Annotated in this window: 17 protein-coding genes; 12 read left to right on the forward strand and 5 right to left on the reverse strand. The window is 60.4% G+C overall.

The window, feature by feature from the left end; all coding sequences use genetic code 11:
* Window positions 1–17 precede the first annotated feature (17 nt).
* The 12 genes from AC3IUE_RS12610 to AC3IUE_RS12665 are packed head-to-tail and all read left to right on the forward strand — an operon-like array spanning window position 18 to window position 9,017.
* Window positions 18–1,724, forward strand: a complete 1,707-nt coding sequence (locus AC3IUE_RS12610; protein ID WP_056746568.1) for a GspE/PulE family protein — start codon at window positions 18–20, stop codon at window positions 1,722–1,724.
* Complete coding sequence (locus AC3IUE_RS12615; protein WP_489267775.1) at window positions 1,705–2,508, forward strand: hypothetical protein; 804 nt, start codon at window positions 1,705–1,707, stop codon at window positions 2,506–2,508. Before AC3IUE_RS12610 ends, AC3IUE_RS12615 begins: the two co-directional genes overlap by 20 nt.
* A 1-nt stretch (window position 2,509) precedes the next feature.
* Complete coding sequence (locus AC3IUE_RS12620) at window positions 2,510–3,055, forward strand: pilus assembly protein (protein WP_461997820.1); 546 nt, start codon at window positions 2,510–2,512, stop codon at window positions 3,053–3,055.
* Window positions 3,042–3,590 (forward strand): GspMb/PilO family protein, encoded by a 549-nt coding sequence (locus tag AC3IUE_RS12625; protein WP_129443230.1) that lies wholly within the window; start codon window positions 3,042–3,044, stop codon window positions 3,588–3,590. Before AC3IUE_RS12620 ends, AC3IUE_RS12625 begins: the two co-directional genes overlap by 14 nt.
* On the forward strand, window positions 3,590–4,108 hold the full coding sequence (locus AC3IUE_RS12630; protein ID WP_489267778.1) for a hypothetical protein: 519 nt from the start codon (window positions 3,590–3,592) through the stop codon (window positions 4,106–4,108). The genes AC3IUE_RS12625 and AC3IUE_RS12630 overlap by 1 nt, the downstream gene beginning before the upstream one ends.
* Entirely contained in the window at window positions 4,105–5,940 is a 1,836-nt protein-coding gene (locus AC3IUE_RS12635) for a secretin N-terminal domain-containing protein (protein WP_489267780.1), read from the forward strand. The genes AC3IUE_RS12630 and AC3IUE_RS12635 overlap by 4 nt, the downstream gene beginning before the upstream one ends.
* Window positions 5,941–5,942: 2 nt before the next feature.
* Window positions 5,943–6,416 (forward strand): type II secretion system protein, encoded by a 474-nt coding sequence (locus tag AC3IUE_RS12640; RefSeq protein WP_489267782.1) that lies wholly within the window; start codon window positions 5,943–5,945, stop codon window positions 6,414–6,416.
* Between the two features lie 4 nt (window positions 6,417–6,420).
* Window positions 6,421–6,795 carry a type II secretion system protein gene (locus AC3IUE_RS12645; RefSeq protein WP_056746582.1) on the forward strand — a complete coding sequence of 125 codons (375 nt, stop codon included), beginning with the start codon at window positions 6,421–6,423 and terminating at the stop codon, window positions 6,793–6,795.
* Complete coding sequence (locus AC3IUE_RS12650) at window positions 6,770–7,306, forward strand: type II secretion system protein (RefSeq protein WP_489267784.1); 537 nt, start codon at window positions 6,770–6,772, stop codon at window positions 7,304–7,306. Before AC3IUE_RS12645 ends, AC3IUE_RS12650 begins: the two co-directional genes overlap by 26 nt.
* Before the next feature lie 4 nt (window positions 7,307–7,310).
* A complete protein-coding gene (csgE, locus tag AC3IUE_RS12655; protein ID WP_461997825.1) occupies window positions 7,311–7,703 on the forward strand; it encodes a curli production assembly/transport protein CsgE in 393 nt (130 codons plus the stop codon).
* Entirely contained in the window at window positions 7,700–8,119 is a 420-nt protein-coding gene (locus AC3IUE_RS12660) for a curli assembly protein CsgF (RefSeq protein ID WP_056746587.1), read from the forward strand. The genes csgE and AC3IUE_RS12660 overlap by 4 nt, the downstream gene beginning before the upstream one ends.
* Before the next feature lie 31 nt (window positions 8,120–8,150).
* Window positions 8,151–9,017: a CsgG/HfaB family protein gene (locus AC3IUE_RS12665; RefSeq protein ID WP_056746588.1), complete on the forward strand. Its 867-nt coding sequence runs from the start codon at window positions 8,151–8,153 to the stop codon at window positions 9,015–9,017.
* Between the two features lie 820 nt (window positions 9,018–9,837).
* On the opposite strand, the gene AC3IUE_RS12670 is transcribed toward AC3IUE_RS12665, so the two are convergent.
* The 5 genes from AC3IUE_RS12670 to AC3IUE_RS12690 all read right to left on the reverse strand — a co-directional run bounded on the left by AC3IUE_RS12670 (window position 9,838) and on the right by AC3IUE_RS12690 (window position 16,178).
* A complete protein-coding gene (locus tag AC3IUE_RS12670; protein ID WP_461997827.1) occupies window positions 9,838–10,221 on the reverse strand; it encodes a hypothetical protein in 384 nt (127 codons plus the stop codon).
* A complete protein-coding gene (locus AC3IUE_RS12675) occupies window positions 10,221–11,546 on the reverse strand; it encodes a hypothetical protein (RefSeq protein ID WP_489267787.1) in 1,326 nt (441 codons plus the stop codon). Before AC3IUE_RS12675 ends, AC3IUE_RS12670 begins: the two co-directional genes overlap by 1 nt.
* Window positions 11,547–12,005: 459 nt before the next feature.
* Window positions 12,006–13,385 carry a curlin gene (locus AC3IUE_RS12680; RefSeq protein ID WP_489267789.1) on the reverse strand — a complete coding sequence of 460 codons (1,380 nt, stop codon included), beginning with the start codon at window positions 13,383–13,385 and terminating at the stop codon, window positions 12,006–12,008.
* Window positions 13,386–13,412: 27 nt separating this feature from the next.
* A complete protein-coding gene (locus tag AC3IUE_RS12685) occupies window positions 13,413–13,874 on the reverse strand; it encodes a curlin (RefSeq protein ID WP_489267791.1) in 462 nt (153 codons plus the stop codon).
* Between the two features lie 60 nt (window positions 13,875–13,934).
* Window positions 13,935–16,178 (reverse strand): cadherin-like domain-containing protein, encoded by a 2,244-nt coding sequence (locus AC3IUE_RS12690; protein WP_461997831.1) that lies wholly within the window; start codon window positions 16,176–16,178, stop codon window positions 13,935–13,937.
* Window positions 16,179–16,184 lie beyond the last annotated feature (6 nt).

Consider the following 16,184-nt stretch of genomic DNA (forward strand, 5'->3'; position numbering starts at 1 on the left):
GCGTTGGAGAGCATGCCATGGACCGTCTATTCCTTGCCGTCGAACCGGCGCTGTCGGACTGTGTACCGTCGCGCTTTTCCAGTGAGCAACTGGCCCTGGCACGCTCGCTCGCCGCCAGTTCCGGCGAACGGGTACTGGAAGCCCTCGGGGGGTTATGCGAACTGGCCCCCATGCCCTTCATCCAGTGCCTCGGCGCGACCCTGCATTATCCGGTGCTCGACACCGACAGCCTGTTCAAAGCCACTCCGGTGTTCGACCGGGTAACCCTGGCCCAATGCCTCAAACGCGAATTCATCCTGCTGCGTCACGACGATGCGGTCATTGGCGTTTTTGCCGACCCCTTCGATACTTCACGCCTGGCCTGGATCGACGATTGCCTGCACGGCGCGCCGCTGTACCTGGTGCATGCCGACGACCTGAAGGCCTACCTGGCACGCCACGAAGAGAGCTTCCACGCCGTGGAATCGCTCAACGCCCAGGCCGACGCCAATGTCGAAATCGATACCCTGCAAAGCCTGTCCCTGACCAGCATCAGCGAAGACGCCAGCGTCGTCGTCAAACTGGTCAACTCGACCCTCTACGACGCGCTGAAAATGCACGCCAGCGATATCCATCTGGGCACCACCGGCAGCGGTCTGGTGATCAAGTACCGGATCGATGGCGTGCTGAACAACATCAGCAAAATCCAGGGCAGCGAATTCGCCGAGCAAGTGATTTCCCGGGTCAAGGTCATGGCCGAACTGGACATCGGCGAAAAACGCGTGCCCCAGGACGGTCGCTTCAAGATCGGCATCAGCGGCCGGCAGATCGACTTTCGGGTGTCGATCATGCCGAGCATTTTCGGCGAAGACGCGGTGCTGCGGGTCCTCGACAAACAGGACCTGGCCGACAAGGTTTGCGGCGTGCAGTTGCAAGCCCTGGGCTTCGAAGAAGAAACCCTGCGCCATCTGCGTCGGCTGGCGGCCGAACCTTACGGCATGGTGCTGGTGACCGGCCCCACCGGTAGCGGCAAAACCACCACGCTGTACGCGATGATCACCGAGATCAACCACGGCGTGGAAAAGATCATCACCATTGAAGACCCGGTGGAATACCAACTGCCGGGCGTGCTGCAAATCCCGGTCAACGAAAAGAAAGGCCTGACCTTCGCCCGTGGTTTGCGCTCGATCCTGCGCCATGACCCGGACAAGATCATGGTCGGTGAAATCCGCGACCCCGACACCGCGCAGATCGCCGTGCAATCGGCGCTCACCGGGCACCTGGTGTTCACCACCATTCACGCCAACAACGTGTTCGACGTGATCGGCCGGTTCACCCAGATGGAAATCGACCCTTACAGCCTCGTGTCGGCACTCAATGCGGTGCTGGCCCAGCGGCTGATCCGCCTGGTCTGCGCCAGTTGCAGCGCACCGGCTTACCCGACCGATGAAGAATTGCGCCTCTCGGGTCTCGATCCGCAACAGGTCGATCACTACCACTTTGTCCACGGCAAGGGCTGCGGTCATTGCCGGGGCACCGGTTACCGCGGGCGTACGGCGATTGCCGAACTGCTGCACCTCGACGACGAGCTGCGGCAAATGATCGTCGAGCGCCAACCCATTTCGAAAATCAAGGCCCTGGCGTGCAGCCGTGGCTTGCGCCTGTTGCGCGAGTCGGCACTGGAACTGGTTGCAGAGGGGCGGACCACGCTCGAGGAGATCAATCGTGTCACTTTTATCTCGTGATCGTTTTGTCGCCGTGCTCGGTGCCAGTGGTGTCGGTCTGGGCCAGCGTCGTGGCAGTGAAACCCTGTGGCTGGGCAGCGTCGGCTTTATCGACGAAGGCTTCCATGCCTGGGCCGTGGCGCTGGAAACCCTCGACCGTCTGCTGGGCGAACACACCCGTCCCGGTGCCGAATTGAGTGTGGTGATCTCCGGGCACTTCAGCCGCTTCTGTCTGGTGCCCTGGAGCGAACAAATCAGCAGCCCTGCTGAATTGCTCGGGTTTGCCCAACTGTGTTTCGAAGACCTTTACGGCGTACCGGCGCAACCCTGGAGCATGGTGTTGTCGGCTGAGCCGGCGGGTTATGACCGGGTCGCCACCGCGCTGCCGCAAGACTTGCTGACGCATCTGCGCACGCTGGTCACGGGGCGTGGCCTGCGCCTGCGTTCGGTGCAGCCGTACCTGATGGCGGCGTTCAATCACTTCGATAAAAGCTTCGACGCCGGCGACTTCCTGTTCGTCGTCGCCGAACCGGTGCGCAGTGTGTTGTTGCTGGCGCGGGAAGGGCGCTGGGCATCGGTGCGTTCGGTGGGCAGCAGCGACAGCGACGTCGCGCTGACCGCGTTGATCGGTCGTGAAAGCCAATTGCAGGCGTCCACCAGCGAGCGACCTCTGAACGTTTACCTGCACGCGCCGGCACGCATTGACTCGCACCCTGACGTACCCGGTGTGCACCTGCGCACCCTCGAAGAACACCGGACATCCGTACGCGATGGCTTGTACGTCATGTCCCGGGCGGTGGCCTGACATGCGCCCCCTGATGCTCGACTTCCAGCCGCGCCGTCGCTCGGGCCCTTTGGGCTGGAGCCTGCTGGTCGGTGGCGTGGTGCTGACGCTGACCTGCTTCTTTGTTCAGCAGCATGTCAGTGAACAGGCCGCGCAACAGCAAGGCCATTTGCAAACCACTCAGCGCGTACTCACCGGCGACACGGGCGGCAAGGTCAGCCTGACCCCGGCCGAAACCCGTGAACAGGCGCACAACCTGGCCGAGATGCGCAAGGTGTCCCAGCAGTTGCGCCGACCTTGGGAGCGTCTGTTCGCCATGCTTGAAGCCATGCCCCGGGACGACATTGCGTTATTGACCCTGACCCCGGATGCCCGCAAAGGCCAGGTGCGAATCAGCGCCGAAGCGCGGGATCTGGAAGCCATGCTCAACTTCCACCGCAGCCTCGAAGCCAGCGAAGAGCTGTCCGATGTGTCGCTGCTCAGCCACGAAATCGTCGCGAACGTGCCGGAACACCCGGTGCAATTCAACCTGTCGGCTAGCTGGGAGATTGGCGATGCAAATCCCTAGATTGATCGTCCACGAATACCTGCAAGGCTTGGGCATTCCCGGCCTGGCAGGGCTGGCGATGTTGCTGCTGGCGCTGGTGTATGGCCTGGTGGGCCTGATGCCGGACTGGCAGTCGCTGCAAACGCTCAGCCAGCAGACGCGCGAAGCCGGCGAGTACCTGGCCAAAGTCGAAGACGGCAGTGTTGCCGCGCCGGTGGTGCCGCAACGTCAGCTCGACGACTTCCGCAGCAAGTTGCCGTCCCAGCCGCAGGCCACCGTGGCCATCGACAAGATTTACGCGCTGGCGGCGCAGGAGCACATCACCCTGGCCCGTGGCGAATATTCCCTGGGCATCGACCCCAAGACTCACCTGGCCCGTTATCAGATTCTGCTGCCAGTGCGCGGCAGCTACCCGCAACTGCGGCGCTTCCTGCACGCCTTGCTCGGCCAGTTGCCGGCGGTGGTGGTGGAGGACGTGGAGTTCCAGCGTAAAAAAATCGCCGACACCGACCTGACCGGGCGGATCCGCATGACCCTTTACTTGTCGAGGTCATGATGAATACCAAACGCGCAGTGGGTTGGGTGGCGTTCTTCGGTGTGGCGGCGGCGCTGACCTGGTTGCCTGAATACTTCACGTCGTCAGAGGAGGGCGATACGTCGGTGGCCGCCGTGACCACCCCGACCAACAGCAAAACCCGTGGTGCGCTGCCCGCCGCATCCGCCGGCAAAACAGCGGCAGCGATCAAGGACCTGAGCCCGGCGGGTGACCTGTTCGCCGCCCGCAGCTGGACGGCAGCGCCGCAGCTCGCCACCGTCAACGAACAACCCGTCAACCTGACCACGGAGGTGCAAGTCCCCACGGCACCACCGATGCCTTTCCAGTTCATTGGCAAGCTGAATGACCGTTCCGACCTGCAAGTGTTTTTGCAGAGCGGCGAAAAAATATACGTCGTGCGCAAGGGGGATGTGATCGACGACACCTGGCGGATCGAGGGGATTTCCGACGTGGAACTCAGCTTTGTCTACCTGCCTCTGCATTTGTCTCAGACTTTGTCTGTGGGGAGCACGCAATGAACAGATCCCGTTTGCTGATGAACCTTTGCCTTTGTGCAGGACTGGCCGCGTGCAGTTCGGCGCAGGTTGCCAAGCAAGAGGCGACCGACCTGATGGAGTCGGGACAGTACGAAGCCGGCCTGGCTCGCATCGAGGAAGGGCTGAAGGAAAACCCTCGCGACACCGAGCTGCACCTGGCCCTGAACAGCGGCCGTGCTCGTGCAGTGACGGCGCTGTTGACCCAGGGCGACATGGATCGCGCCCAGCGTGATTTTGCGTCTGCCCGCCAGGCTTTCGGCCGGGTGTTGACCATCGAACCGAACAACCGCCGTGCCCAGGACTCGCTGCGTCAGCTCGATCACATGCGCAGCCTGGATGAAAAACTCGAACTGGCCCGTGGTGACCTGCGTCGGGGTGACATCTACGGTGCCGACCGCCAGGTGAAACAGATCCTCGAACTGGACCCGAATAATGAAGGGGCGCTGGAGCTGCAAAGCAACGTCCGCCTGGTGCAAAGCCGCAACGTGATTCCATACCCACAACTGCGGACCCGTCTCGATCGGCCGGTGACCCTGGAGTTTCGCGAAGCCAACCTGAAAACCATCTTCGAAGTGCTGTCGCAGGTCGCCGGTTTGAACTTCATCTTCGACAAGGACCTGCGCCCGGACATGAAAGCCACCATTTTCGTGCGTGACGTGCGCATCGAAGACGCGGTGGAACTGCTGCTGCAACAGAACCAGCTGCACCAGAAAGTGGTGAACGAAAACACCTTGCTGATCTACCCGGACTCACCACAGAAGCTCAAGGATTACCAAGAGCTGGTGATGCGCACCTTCTACCTGACCAGCATCGATGCCAACACCGCGCTGAACATGATCAAAACCATGCTCAAGACCCGCGATGTGTTCGTCGACGAACGCCTCAATACCCTGACCATGCGCGACTCTGAAGACGCTGTCCGCATGGCTGAAAAACTCCTGCAATCGCAGGACCAGTCCAACCCTGAAGTGGTACTGGAAGTGGAGGTGATGGAAGTCGCCACCCAGCGGATTCTCGACCTTGGCCTGCAATGGCCGAACACCTTCGGCGTGGTCAACAGCGACGGCTCGGCCGTGACCCTGCTCGATCAACTCAAAGGCATCAACTCCAGCCGGATCTCCATCTCGCCGTCGCCGCAGGCCAAGATCAACGCCCAGGACAACGACATCAACACCCTGGCCAGCCCGGTGATTCGCGTCAGCAACCGCGAACAGGCGCGCATCCACATTGGTCAGCGCGTACCGATTATCAGCGCCACTTCGGTGCCTTCGACTCAAGGCCCGGTGATCACCGAAAGCGTCACCTACCTCGATGTCGGTCTTAAACTTGAAGTACAGCCGACCGTGCACCTGAACAACGAAGTGGCAATCAAAATCGCCCTGGAGGTGAGTAACGCCACGCCGCTGGAACCGACCCGCCAAGGCACGATTCCGGTTCAGGTCGATACCCGCAACGCCCAGACCACCCTGCGTCTGCATGACGGCGAAACCCAGATCCTCGCCGGCCTGGTGCGCAACGACCATGGCGCCACCGGCAACAAAATCCCCGGCCTTGGCGACATTCCAGGTCTTGGCCGCTTGTTCGGCAGCAACAAGGACACCGTCGGCAAGTCGGAGCTGGTGCTGTCGATTACGCCGCGGATCGTGCGCAACCTGCCGTACCAGAGCCCGTCGGACATGGAGTTCACCACCGGTACCGAAACCAGCATGCACATCCAGGCGCCGGACCGTCGGATGGAAGCGCCGATCCAGAACGAACACATCGATCGGCCGGTTGCTTCCACTTCCACCACTGTTGTCGTCGAGAAGCGTTGATCATGAACGCCTCGCAACGCGGTTTTACCCTGATCGAAGTCGTGGTGACGCTGGCCCTGATCGGCCTGCTGGCCGGCATGGCCGCACCGCTGACCGAGACCGTGGTGCGCCGGGGCAAGGAGCAGGAATTGCGCACGGCGTTGTATCAGATTCGCGATGCCATCGACGCCTACAAGCGTGCATTCGACGCCGGCTACATCGAGAAATCCCTGAACAGCAGCGGCTACCCGCCGAACCTGCAAGTGCTGGTGGACGGTGTGCGCGATGTGCGCAGCGCCAAGGGCGCCAAGTTCTTCTTTTTACGGCGCGTGCCCCATGACCCGCTGGCGCCGGTCAAACGTGACGACGAAGGCGGCTGGGGCGTGCGCTCCTACGACAGTACGGCTCAAAACCCGCGGGAGGGCGAAGACGTCTTTGACGTTTACTCCAAGGCGCGCGGCAAGGGGCTCAACGGCATCGCGTACAAGGAGTGGTGAGCATATGCGTCGGGAAAAGGGTTTTACCCTGCTGGAACTGATGGTGGTCATGGCAATCATCGCCACCCTGATGACCATCGCCTTGCCACGCTATTTCAACAGCCTCGAGGTCTCGAAAGAGACCACGCTGCGCCAGAGCCTGTCGGCCATGCGCGAAGCGCTGGACCACTACTACGGCGACACCGGGCGTTATCCAGACTCCATCGAACAACTGGTCGAGCAGCGTTACCTGCGCAACCCGCCAATGGACCCGATTGCCGAACGCAAAGACCTCTGGGTGCTGGTGGCGCCACCTGACGGCGTCCCGGGCGGAGTCGCCGATATCAAAAGCGGGGCCACAGGGAGGGCGCGTGATGGCAGCCTTTATTCCGAGTGGTAAGCCCTCGAACGAGGCCGGGTTCACTTACCTGGGTGTGCTGTTTCTGATCATGTTGATCGGCATGGGCCTGGCCAGCGCCGGCGAGTTGTGGTCCACCGCGTCGCGCCGTGATCGTGAACGGCAGTTGCTCTGGGTCGGCACTCAATACGCTCAGGCATTACGCAGTTACTACCGCAGTTCACCTGGTCTGGCCCAGTACCCGAAAGAGCTGGCGGACCTGTTGCAGGACGAGCGTTTTCCATCGCCCAAACACCACTTGCGCAACCTGTACCCAGACCCGATTGGTGGCGGCGAATGGACGTTGATGCGCGGGTTCGACGGGCGCATCACCGGCCTCAGCAGTCCCTCCACGGACACGCCGCTCAAGCAGGCGGACTTCCCCAGTCAATGGTCGGACTTCACCGGCATGGCGAGCTACAAGGACTGGCAGTTCGTGGCCGAGAAAGACTTCCTCGATGGCGCGTCCGCGCCCAAAGGCCAATCCAAAACGCCTCAGGCGCTGGGGCAGTGAGGCCATGAACAGACACTGGCTACCGACCCTGGTCCTGATGCTGATGACGTCCTTCGTGTCGGCTGCCGAAGAAGACGAAATGCTGGGTTTTATCGTCGACGACACGATCTCGCACATCGGCCACGACTTTTACTACTCGTTCAGTGAACGCCTGCGCGCCACCAGCCCGATGGATTTCAACCTGGTGGTGCGTGAACGACCTTCGGCACGCTGGGGCAGCCTGGTGACCGTGGAATATCAGCAACGATTGGTTTACCGGCGCTTCCTGCCGCCGAACACCGTGGAGTTGAAGGACGAGGCCTACGAGGCTGCCGATCTGGTCCGCGTGCAGATCGTCCAGCGCAAGCTGGAAACCTTGTTGCAGGACACCACCGACCTTGAGAGGGACGAACTATGAACACTGGAACTTTCTCGAAACGCACGGGCATGTGGTTATTGGGGCTGGGCAGCTGTGGGCTGGTCCAGGCCACGGAGTTGGTCTACACGCCGATCAACCCGTCGTTTGGCGGCAACCCGTTGAACGGGACCTGGTTGCTCAACAACGCCCAGGCGCAGAACGATTACGACGACCCTGACTTGAAGAACCGTACCAGCGCGGCCGGCACGTCGGCCCTGGAGCGCTTCACCAGTCAGCTGCAATCACGGTTGCTGGGGCAGTTGATGGACAACATCTCCGCGGGCAATGCCGGGAGCCTGACCACCGACGCTTTTGTTGTGAACGTCATCGACGACTCCGGTGCACTGACTATTGAAGTGACCGACCGAGCGACCGGTGAAGTTTCCGAAATCCAGGTGAATGGCCTGGCCCCTTGACGGGGATATGGATCGATGGGGAGTCAAGGACATGAAAAAAATAATAGCGCTAGGGCTGATGTTGGCGGCATTGCAAGGGTGCAGTTTGCGCGAGCCGATGGGGGCCGAGCAGGACACCGAATCACCGACCCTGACACCTCGGGCGTCGACCTATTACGACTTGCTGAACATGCCACGGCCCAAGGGCCGGTTGATGGCGGTGGTGTATGGTTTCCGGGATCAGACCGGGCAGTACAAACCGACCCCGGCCAGTTCGTTTTCCACCAGCGTGACCCAGGGCGCGGCAAGCATGTTGATGGATGCGTTGCAGGCCAGTGGCTGGTTTGTGGTGCTGGAACGTGAGGGGCTGCAGAACCTGTTGACCGAGCGCAAGATCATTCGCGCCTCGCAGAAAAAGCCGAATACGCCGGTGAATATCCAGGGTGAGTTGCCACCGTTGCAGGCGGCCAATTTGATGCTTGAGGGCGGGATTATTGCCTATGACACCAACGTGCGCAGCGGTGGGGAAGGGGCGCGGTATTTGGGGATCGATATCTCCCGGGAGTATCGGGTGGATCAGGTGTCGGTGAACCTTCGTGCTGTCGATGTGCGCAGTGGGCAGGTGTTGGCCAATGTGATGACCAGTAAGACGATTTACTCTGTCGGGCGCAGTGCCGGGGTGTTCAAGTTTATCGAGTTCAAGAAGTTGCTGGAGGCTGAGGTCGGGTACACCACGAATGAGCCGGCGCAGTTGTGTGTGTTGTCGGCGATCGAGGCGGCTGTGGGGCACCTTTTGGCCCAAGGGATTGAGCGGCGGTTGTGGCAGGTGGCCGGGGATAATTCTTCGCCTGACAACAATGCGACGCTCGACCGCTATTTGACTCAGAACAAGGTTGTGCCTGAGGGAGAGGAAGAGTGAACCGAGGCGGCCTTCGGGCCGACCTGGCTTTGATCTTTTGATCTTGGCGGCCTGATAGCCGACCAAGCTCTTACAGATGTACCCAGATCAAATGTGGGAGCCGAGCTTGCTCGCGATGGCGGCCTGACAGCCGACCAGTCTCCCTCAGATGTACCCAGTCCAACTGTGGGAGCGAGCCTGCTCGCGAAGGCGGCCTGAAAGCCGACCTATTTCTTTCAGGTGTACATATCCATTCCTGCGGTAACGGCCGCTTATGGTTTCGCCCTTACGGCGAGTCCCTTTTTCAAACGCCAAAAAGGAACCAAAAGGCTTCGCCCCGAGCGTCCGGCACCTCGCCTAGGCTCGGCGTTCCTTCGTTCCGGCATTCATCTGGGGGCATCGCCTCCGGTCGGCTTCGCTTCGACCTCCTCTCGATGTGTTCGACTTCGTCGAACGGCGCTGCGCGCCTCCCCCCAGATGAACACCTCCACTCAGCCTCCCGATGGGGCGGGCAGATCAACATCAAAAGCCAGATCAAGATCAAAAGCGGCAAGCGAGCTAACGCTCGGCCTGTTGAGTGGTGAGAAGCGAAAGGCGTGCCCGATCCATTGTGGGAGCGAGCTTGCTCGCGATGGCGGCCTGACAGTCGACCTGTTTCTTACAGATGTACTCGGTTCAACTGTGGGAGCTGGCTTGCCTGCGATGGCGGCCTGATAGCCGACCTATCTCACACAGGGTGTACGCCCAGTAGCCCAGTGGCCAAAGCGCTACCAAACCGAAGAATGAACAGGCAGTAAATCTCAGAGACTCGTATTGGGTCGTAGAATTAGCTGCTGGTTCTTCATTTGAGCAGGCCGGTGTATTTTCCATATAACCAAAGAACCACCACCGCCCCTGTAACGAAATAGGCAATATGAAATGGATACGCTGCCCAGCGCTTAAGCCTTTTAGGCAACCGTTTCACTTCTTCAACTGATAAGGGTTCCTGGCGCTGAATTTTTTTAGACGAGATTAAAGCGCTGATTGCGGCCAGACGAAAAATTCTTCCATGATGCCCCGTGCCCCACGTGAGGCGGTTGACGCCTATGGAATCCAGTTGTTTGAAATGCTTTTCCAGCGCTTCGAGTTTTGTGTGAGCAGCATAAAAAATGATAGCTACGTCGAAAAGACTCAGCAGGATAAGCGCTCCCCAGACCCAGGCGAGTGTTGTTCTAGTGAGTTCCATTATTCAGAATGCTCATAGAGTTCTTGCCCAATCAGTTCACTGCCGTCGGTCATCAGCGTTCCGGTTCCGGTGGCGCCTACCGCGCCGGCAACGAGTACACAAACGAGTTTTCCGAGTCCTTTTACTTTTGCACACACAGCGGTGCCTATTTTCGAGCCTGCTGCACCCCCGGCGACAGCTCCAGCTGTACCGCCCACCATTTTTGCGCCCTCAACAAATTTCATTTGCTTGCATTCATCCTCGCGACCAGTCGTGCATACCTCATGAATTTTTAAACTGGATGCGCCTAACTGCAGACCAATCCCGACATAACCACCGGCTTTCATATATTTTGCCGCTCGTGAGACACCCTCAATGTTCGTTGCGTACCCAGGCAACTGTGTTGGTGCCCCAGCCTTGTCCCAACGATGAATCGTTCTGCGAGTTGATAACCCCAAGGCTCGCTTGAGTTTTGGGTGATCCGCAATGCCGGTGCCTTTGCGTACGAGTGACCCAAGGCTGGCATCAAGCTTCGCCATAAGTCGTTTACGCTTGGAAAAAAACTCTGGCGAATGCAGATTGCGGTACTGGCGATATTGTTGCTGATGCAGCTCCTCCAGTTCTTTGAGGGCATTTTTCAAGCCCTCCAGATGCTGCCCAATCATGAACGACGCCACACCCAACGACCCCGCCGACACCTCCAGAAACGGCTCAATCACCTCATGGTGCTCAACCATGAACGAAGCTTCTTCATCACTCAGATCCTTGAGCGCGTCGTTGACCTTCTGCGCAGCAATCATCATCTGCGCCTCTTCACGCCGGCACATGTAATGCCGTGAGTCGCTCAAAATCACCATTTGCCCCGGTTTCACGTGTTCACCCAGATGGCGATTGAGCGAACGAAATTCGCGACGTAGCGCCTCGCTTGGCGAGCTCTCGTACAGTGAGCGTTCCAGGGACTCAAGGCTCATGGGCCGTTCAACAATGTGAAAATCCGACTCCGACGGTTTGGGCTGCGTGAAGGCGTGATCTTCGACCAGATGTTGCGCTGGTGGTGGCTCGGGCTTGGTCTTGAAACCGTTCCATGAAGCGCCACCGTTATCTGGATTGGCGCGAGGCGTGACCATTACCCAATCACCGTTGCTCACGGCGTTGATCAGTTTTTGCTGGTGGGCGGCCTGCATGTAGTTGGAGTGGTTGGCACCTACGGCATTCAGCAGGTCGTCGAAGCCTTGCAAGTCATACGGGTAGTTCAGGGCTTGGCGAAGGGCGCCGATGGCTTGATGGCTTTCGAGTACCTGCCCGCGCTGGTTGGCGAGTTGGTGTTGGGGGATGAGTTTGGTCACGCTTGTCGCCCGGTCCTTGGAAACGGGGCACTTTGGCGATAGGGCTCAAGGGTGGATGCCGGGGGATTCGGTTTGGCTTGTAGGGGAAGTCCGAATTTTTTGCGGTGTTTGGGGGAGGGTGGTTTGTCAGTAGGTTATTGGCTTGCCTGCGATTGCGGCCTGACAGCCGGCCAGTCTCTTGCAGATGTACCCAATACCCCTGTGGGAGCGAGCCTGCTCGCGATAGCTGTGGGTCCGCCACCATCAAGGTTGAATGGCACACCGCTATCGCGAGCAGGCTCGCTCCCACATTTGATCTTCATGGGACACAATTTTTGTGAACGACGAAAATCCACTGTGGGAGCGAGCCAGCTCCGGGCGGTGTTCCGACGATGGCGGCTTCATAGCAGATGCATTTCCATCAGGCATAAAAAAAACTGCGACCCTCCACCCAGGACCGCAGTTTTTTACGCCCTGCGATTATTGCTGCAGCACAGTCGCCTTGTTGTCAGCACCCAGCTGCTGCACGGTCGCAGTCTGGGTCATGCCACTCTGAGTGACACTGGCAATGTTGCCGGTGCCGCCCTGAGTGACGTAGGCCACGTTCATGCTGCCGGACTGGTCGAAGTTGGTGGTGTTGCCGATGCCGGTGCTGCTGCCCTGGGCCAGGTTGGTGGTGCCGCGCTGGTCGGCGATGAGGATGTTGTCGCTGCCGTTCTGGTCGAAGTACAGCTCGTTGTAGTTTTCGGCCTGTTTGACCGTGGTTTTGTTGCCATAGCCCGTCTGATTGGTGGTCATCACGTGGCCGATGCCGTCCTGTTTGAAACTGGCGGTGTTGTTGGTGCCGTTCTGGTTGACGGTTGCACGTTGGTTGCTGCCGAACTGGCCACCCTTTTCCGGGCCTTTCCAGTCGCTGGCGTAGACCTTGTTACCGCTACCCACGGAGGTGGCGTTCAGCACATGGCTTTCGCCCTTCTGGTAGGTGAAGTGCACGTTGTTGGTGCCTTGTTGGTACAGCGCCAGGGTCGAGCCGACGGATTCGAACTGGTCGGCGTAGATCGCGTTGAGGTCGCCGACTTGCAGCACCTGGGCGACGTTGTTTTCGCCGAAGCTCTGGTCGACCACGGTCTCGTTGGTTTTCCCGTACTGGTTGACGGTGGCTTCGCTGGCGGTTTGCCCGCCTTGCCAGACTTCGGCGCCGTTGAAGTCGCCGAACTGGTTGATGGTCACGGTGCCGCCGTTGCCATCGCGCTGGTCGCCATAGGCGTAGTTGCCTTCGCCCGCCTGGTTGAGACTGATCTGGCCGCCCATGTGGGCGATCTGTTCGGCGGTGGCGTAGTTGGCGGTGCCGTACTGGATGATCACTGCGTTGTTGGCAGTGCCCAGTTGGATCTGTTCGATGTTGGCCTCGTTGCTGTCACCAAACTGGAAGGTCTGACCTTGGGTGCCTTCCTGAGTGTCCTGATAAATGAACGAGAAGTTACCGGTGCCGTGCTGTTGTTGCAGCGCTTCGTTGCCGCCCACGCCTATCGACTGGCTGGCGTGGCTGGTGTTGGAACTGCCGACCTGTTGCTGGGTGATGGTGCTGCCGTTTTCGAACAGTTGCTCGGCGTAACCGGCGTTGTAGTCGCCGAGTTGATCCTGGGTGATGGTTCCGGTGGCGTTGTCTTGCACCGCGGCGGCATCGTTGCCCTCGCCGACTTGTTGTTGGGTGGCGGTACTGTACGGGGCCGCGGTCTGTTTAACGTCGGCGATGTTGGCGGTACCGACCTGGTCCTGGGTGGAAACGCTGTCGTCGGCCATCGCCTGGGCACTGACTAGGACCAGGATGGTGGCGGTGAGGGGCGTCAGTTTGAACATGATGAAACCTCCATGTGGTGCAGTGCTTTAGCGGTATTGTTTGACCGAAACGCTCATGCCGTTTCCGGACTGGGTCACGGCGCTTGAAAGCCCCGTGCCGGCCTGGTCGATGCTGGCGTCGTTGTTGTTGCCGTTCTGGGAAATCTGCGCGCGGTTGTGGCTGCCGTTTTGTGTGATTGAGGCGGCGTTGCCACTGCCTTGCTGGGTGATCATTGCCATCAGGTCGCTGCCTTGTTGCAGGATGTAGGCTTCCTGATGACTGCCTGACTGGACGATGGTGCCGAGCAGCGACTGACCGTTCTGTTGCAGCAGCGCCACGTTGGCCTGGCCGTTCTGGTCGATCAGCGCGTGCTGGCCAACCGGTGGTGGTAACTCTCCCAGATCGCCACCGGGACCCAGGTCATCGTTTTCCATCAAGTCATCGGCGCGCACACCCGCACTGCTGCAAAGCAGAAGCAGGCAGAGCAGGGCGGCGGTCGAGGTGTTCATGGCTGCGTCCTTTGGGAAGAGGCCGGCCCCACCCACCGAATCGGCGGGTGGGGCGAGGGCTCAGTTGGAGATCACCGAGACCGTGCGCACGGTGCCTTGGGACGAGGTGATGGTGGCTGTCGGGTTCGCCGATGGAATCACCGCAGTGGTGTTGTTCACCGTCAGCCTCCAGCGACCGGTCGCCGGTACCGTGGTGGTGCCCAGGGTTGCCAGCCCGGTCGGGGTGGAGACCTTGATGGTGATGGTGTTGCCGGTGGTCACCGATGAGGTGCCTGCAAAGTCCCAGGTGAAGCGGTTGTTGGAGCGAGCCGACACCGTAGCCGTGGTCACCGTGAAGGTTTCCGCAGCAGGCCTTGGCGAGACTTGCACGGTGACCGTGGCCGGTGTCGACAGGGCGCCGAAGCTGTCCCGGGCGATGTAGGTGAAGGTCGTGGTGAAGGCCGTCGTGACCGTGGCCGGTGGGGTGTAGGTGATCACTGTGCCGTTACTGCTGACGGTGCCGCGACCTGCCGGTGGTTGGGTGAAGCTGGCGACTGCCAATGGCACGTTGCCTTCCGGATCGGTGTCATTGGCCAACACGTTGATCGGTATCGCCACGCCCAGGGTCGCGACGGCGTCGGCGACTGCCACCGGTGGTCGGTTAGGCGCCACGGTGATGGTCACGGTCGCTGGGGTAGTCGAAGCCAGGCCTTTGATGTCTTGAGCCTTGTAGGTGAAGGTCGTGGTTAACGGCACAGTGACCACGGCGGGCGGGGTGTAGACCACCGCAGTCGTGCCGCTCAACGCCACGGTGCCTTGGCCTGCGGCCGGTTGGGTCAGCGCGGTGATGCTCAGCGGCGTGTTGCCGTCGGGGTCTCTGTCGTTGGCCAGCAGGTTGAGGGTGATGGGCACGCCGAAGCTGGTGCTGCCGGTGTCGGCCACGGACAGTGGCGCCTGGTTCTCACCGGCATCCGGTGCAGAACCCACCACGACGACAGGCTCGGTGTCACTGCCGCCGGCGGCGGATTTGACCGTCACAGTGGCGGGTGGCTGGGACAGATCGGCGACGGTGATTTTTTGCAGGGTGCCGGTTTTCGACAGACGTCCGTAACCCTGCGCGACCATGTCTGGCACCGCCACTTCGTCAGTGGACGTGGCCTCGATCAGCAGGCTGTGATTGCTCCAGTTGTAGCGAGCAGTCTGGATTTTCACCAGGTCAACGAGCTTGCTCGAGACCGCCGTAGGGCGGGTGGTGCCGGCCGGGTTGGTGGCGGTGAGCACCACGACCGGAGGCACGGGGCCGCTGAGCAGGCGTTGGCCGAAGTACAACCCGGTGCCGTCACCCACCATATTGGTCAGGCATGGCGTAGGCGGTGGGCCTGGCACAAGGGCGAGGGTTTCGCGGAAGCACAATGTAGAGCTGTTGTCCGCTTTGCCAAAAATTTCGACCCGGGTGCTGGTACCGGTGCCCGAGGCGATGCGACGGTAGGTTGCACGGCTAAGGTCGACATGGGTTTGCGCACGATTGTCGAGGACTTTGCCGGCCAGCGTGAACAGGTTGCTTTGGATCGTCCCGGCCGGGCCCTGGATGCGCACAAAGTTGGTGTTGTTGGGGCTGCCGGTGACTTGTTCGGTGAGGTTCGGGTCGCCGACGAAGGTTTCGATTGCGCCGGTGTCCGGGTTCACTTCGGTGTAGGGGCCGTTGACGCTGCGCAGGAATGGCCCGATAGCACCGCTCAATGCCCCGTTGAAAACTCCCGGCACACCGACGCCGATGTCTCTGGTGATGTTGATTGCACGACGACCGGGGGTGGTGACTTTGACCGTTTCCACGCCATAAGGGTGAGTGATGGTGTAGGTCCCGGCGACGGGCACGTTTATCCGCATACGAATCCGCGCAAAGCTGATTTGATCGCCATCGAGCGGATTTCCGCCGGCAAAAGCGGCTTCTATCCCGGCCACGTAGGCGTCCATTCCATAACCAGCGGCGTTGTTGGGAATGTTGGTCTCGGCGAGGAACCAGAAGGCTTCGTCTGGCCAGTTATCCGGGAACACCATCGGCAGGGTGTCGTCGAAAATGCCCGGTGCCGGCAGCAGGGTACACATGTAGGCCGGTGGCGTGGCAGCCGGCACCCGCGAGCTGGCGGCCCGGGACTGGCACAGTTCCATCGACAGCAGATTGTTGTCCTGGTACCACATCGGGAATTTCCCGGTGGCAAAGGTATAAGGACCGGGGTCGACAGCAGCGAGTTGCGCGAATGCACTGCCGGACAGCGATAGAGTCAGTCCCAGTGCGTTGAGCGCCAGGCGTGGCCAATTGTTCATGATGCC

It is taken from the genome of Pseudomonas sp. GL_093 (genome assembly GCF_057837605.1).

What these genes read in the sequence shown, in the direction of transcription:
- AC3IUE_RS12685 (WP_489267791.1), bottom strand. Translation starts at nt 13,874, where the DNA reads ATGAACACCTCGACCGCCGCCCTGCTCTGCCTGCTTCTGCTTTGCAGC.
- AC3IUE_RS12670 (WP_461997827.1), bottom strand. Translation starts at nt 10,221, where the DNA reads ATGGAACTCACTAGAACAACACTCGCCTGGGTCTGGGGAGCGCTTATC.
- csgE (WP_461997825.1), top strand. Translation starts at nt 7,311, where the DNA reads ATGAACAGACACTGGCTACCGACCCTGGTCCTGATGCTGATGACGTCC.
- AC3IUE_RS12620 (WP_461997820.1), top strand. Translation starts at nt 2,510, where the DNA reads ATGCGCCCCCTGATGCTCGACTTCCAGCCGCGCCGTCGCTCGGGCCCT.
- AC3IUE_RS12665 (WP_056746588.1), top strand. Translation starts at nt 8,151, where the DNA reads ATGAAAAAAATAATAGCGCTAGGGCTGATGTTGGCGGCATTGCAAGGG.
- AC3IUE_RS12610 (WP_056746568.1), top strand. Translation starts at nt 18, where the DNA reads ATGGACCGTCTATTCCTTGCCGTCGAACCGGCGCTGTCGGACTGTGTA.
- AC3IUE_RS12640 (WP_489267782.1), top strand. Translation starts at nt 5,943, where the DNA reads ATGAACGCCTCGCAACGCGGTTTTACCCTGATCGAAGTCGTGGTGACG.
- AC3IUE_RS12680 (WP_489267789.1), bottom strand. Translation starts at nt 13,385, where the DNA reads ATGTTCAAACTGACGCCCCTCACCGCCACCATCCTGGTCCTAGTCAGT.
- AC3IUE_RS12690 (WP_461997831.1), bottom strand. Translation starts at nt 16,178, where the DNA reads ATGAACAATTGGCCACGCCTGGCGCTCAACGCACTGGGACTGACTCTA.
- AC3IUE_RS12635 (WP_489267780.1), top strand. Translation starts at nt 4,105, where the DNA reads ATGAACAGATCCCGTTTGCTGATGAACCTTTGCCTTTGTGCAGGACTG.
- AC3IUE_RS12630 (WP_489267778.1), top strand. Translation starts at nt 3,590, where the DNA reads ATGAATACCAAACGCGCAGTGGGTTGGGTGGCGTTCTTCGGTGTGGCG.
- AC3IUE_RS12625 (WP_129443230.1), top strand. Translation starts at nt 3,042, where the DNA reads ATGCAAATCCCTAGATTGATCGTCCACGAATACCTGCAAGGCTTGGGC.
- AC3IUE_RS12645 (WP_056746582.1), top strand. Translation starts at nt 6,421, where the DNA reads ATGCGTCGGGAAAAGGGTTTTACCCTGCTGGAACTGATGGTGGTCATG.
- AC3IUE_RS12650 (WP_489267784.1), top strand. Translation starts at nt 6,770, where the DNA reads ATGGCAGCCTTTATTCCGAGTGGTAAGCCCTCGAACGAGGCCGGGTTC.
- AC3IUE_RS12660 (WP_056746587.1), top strand. Translation starts at nt 7,700, where the DNA reads ATGAACACTGGAACTTTCTCGAAACGCACGGGCATGTGGTTATTGGGG.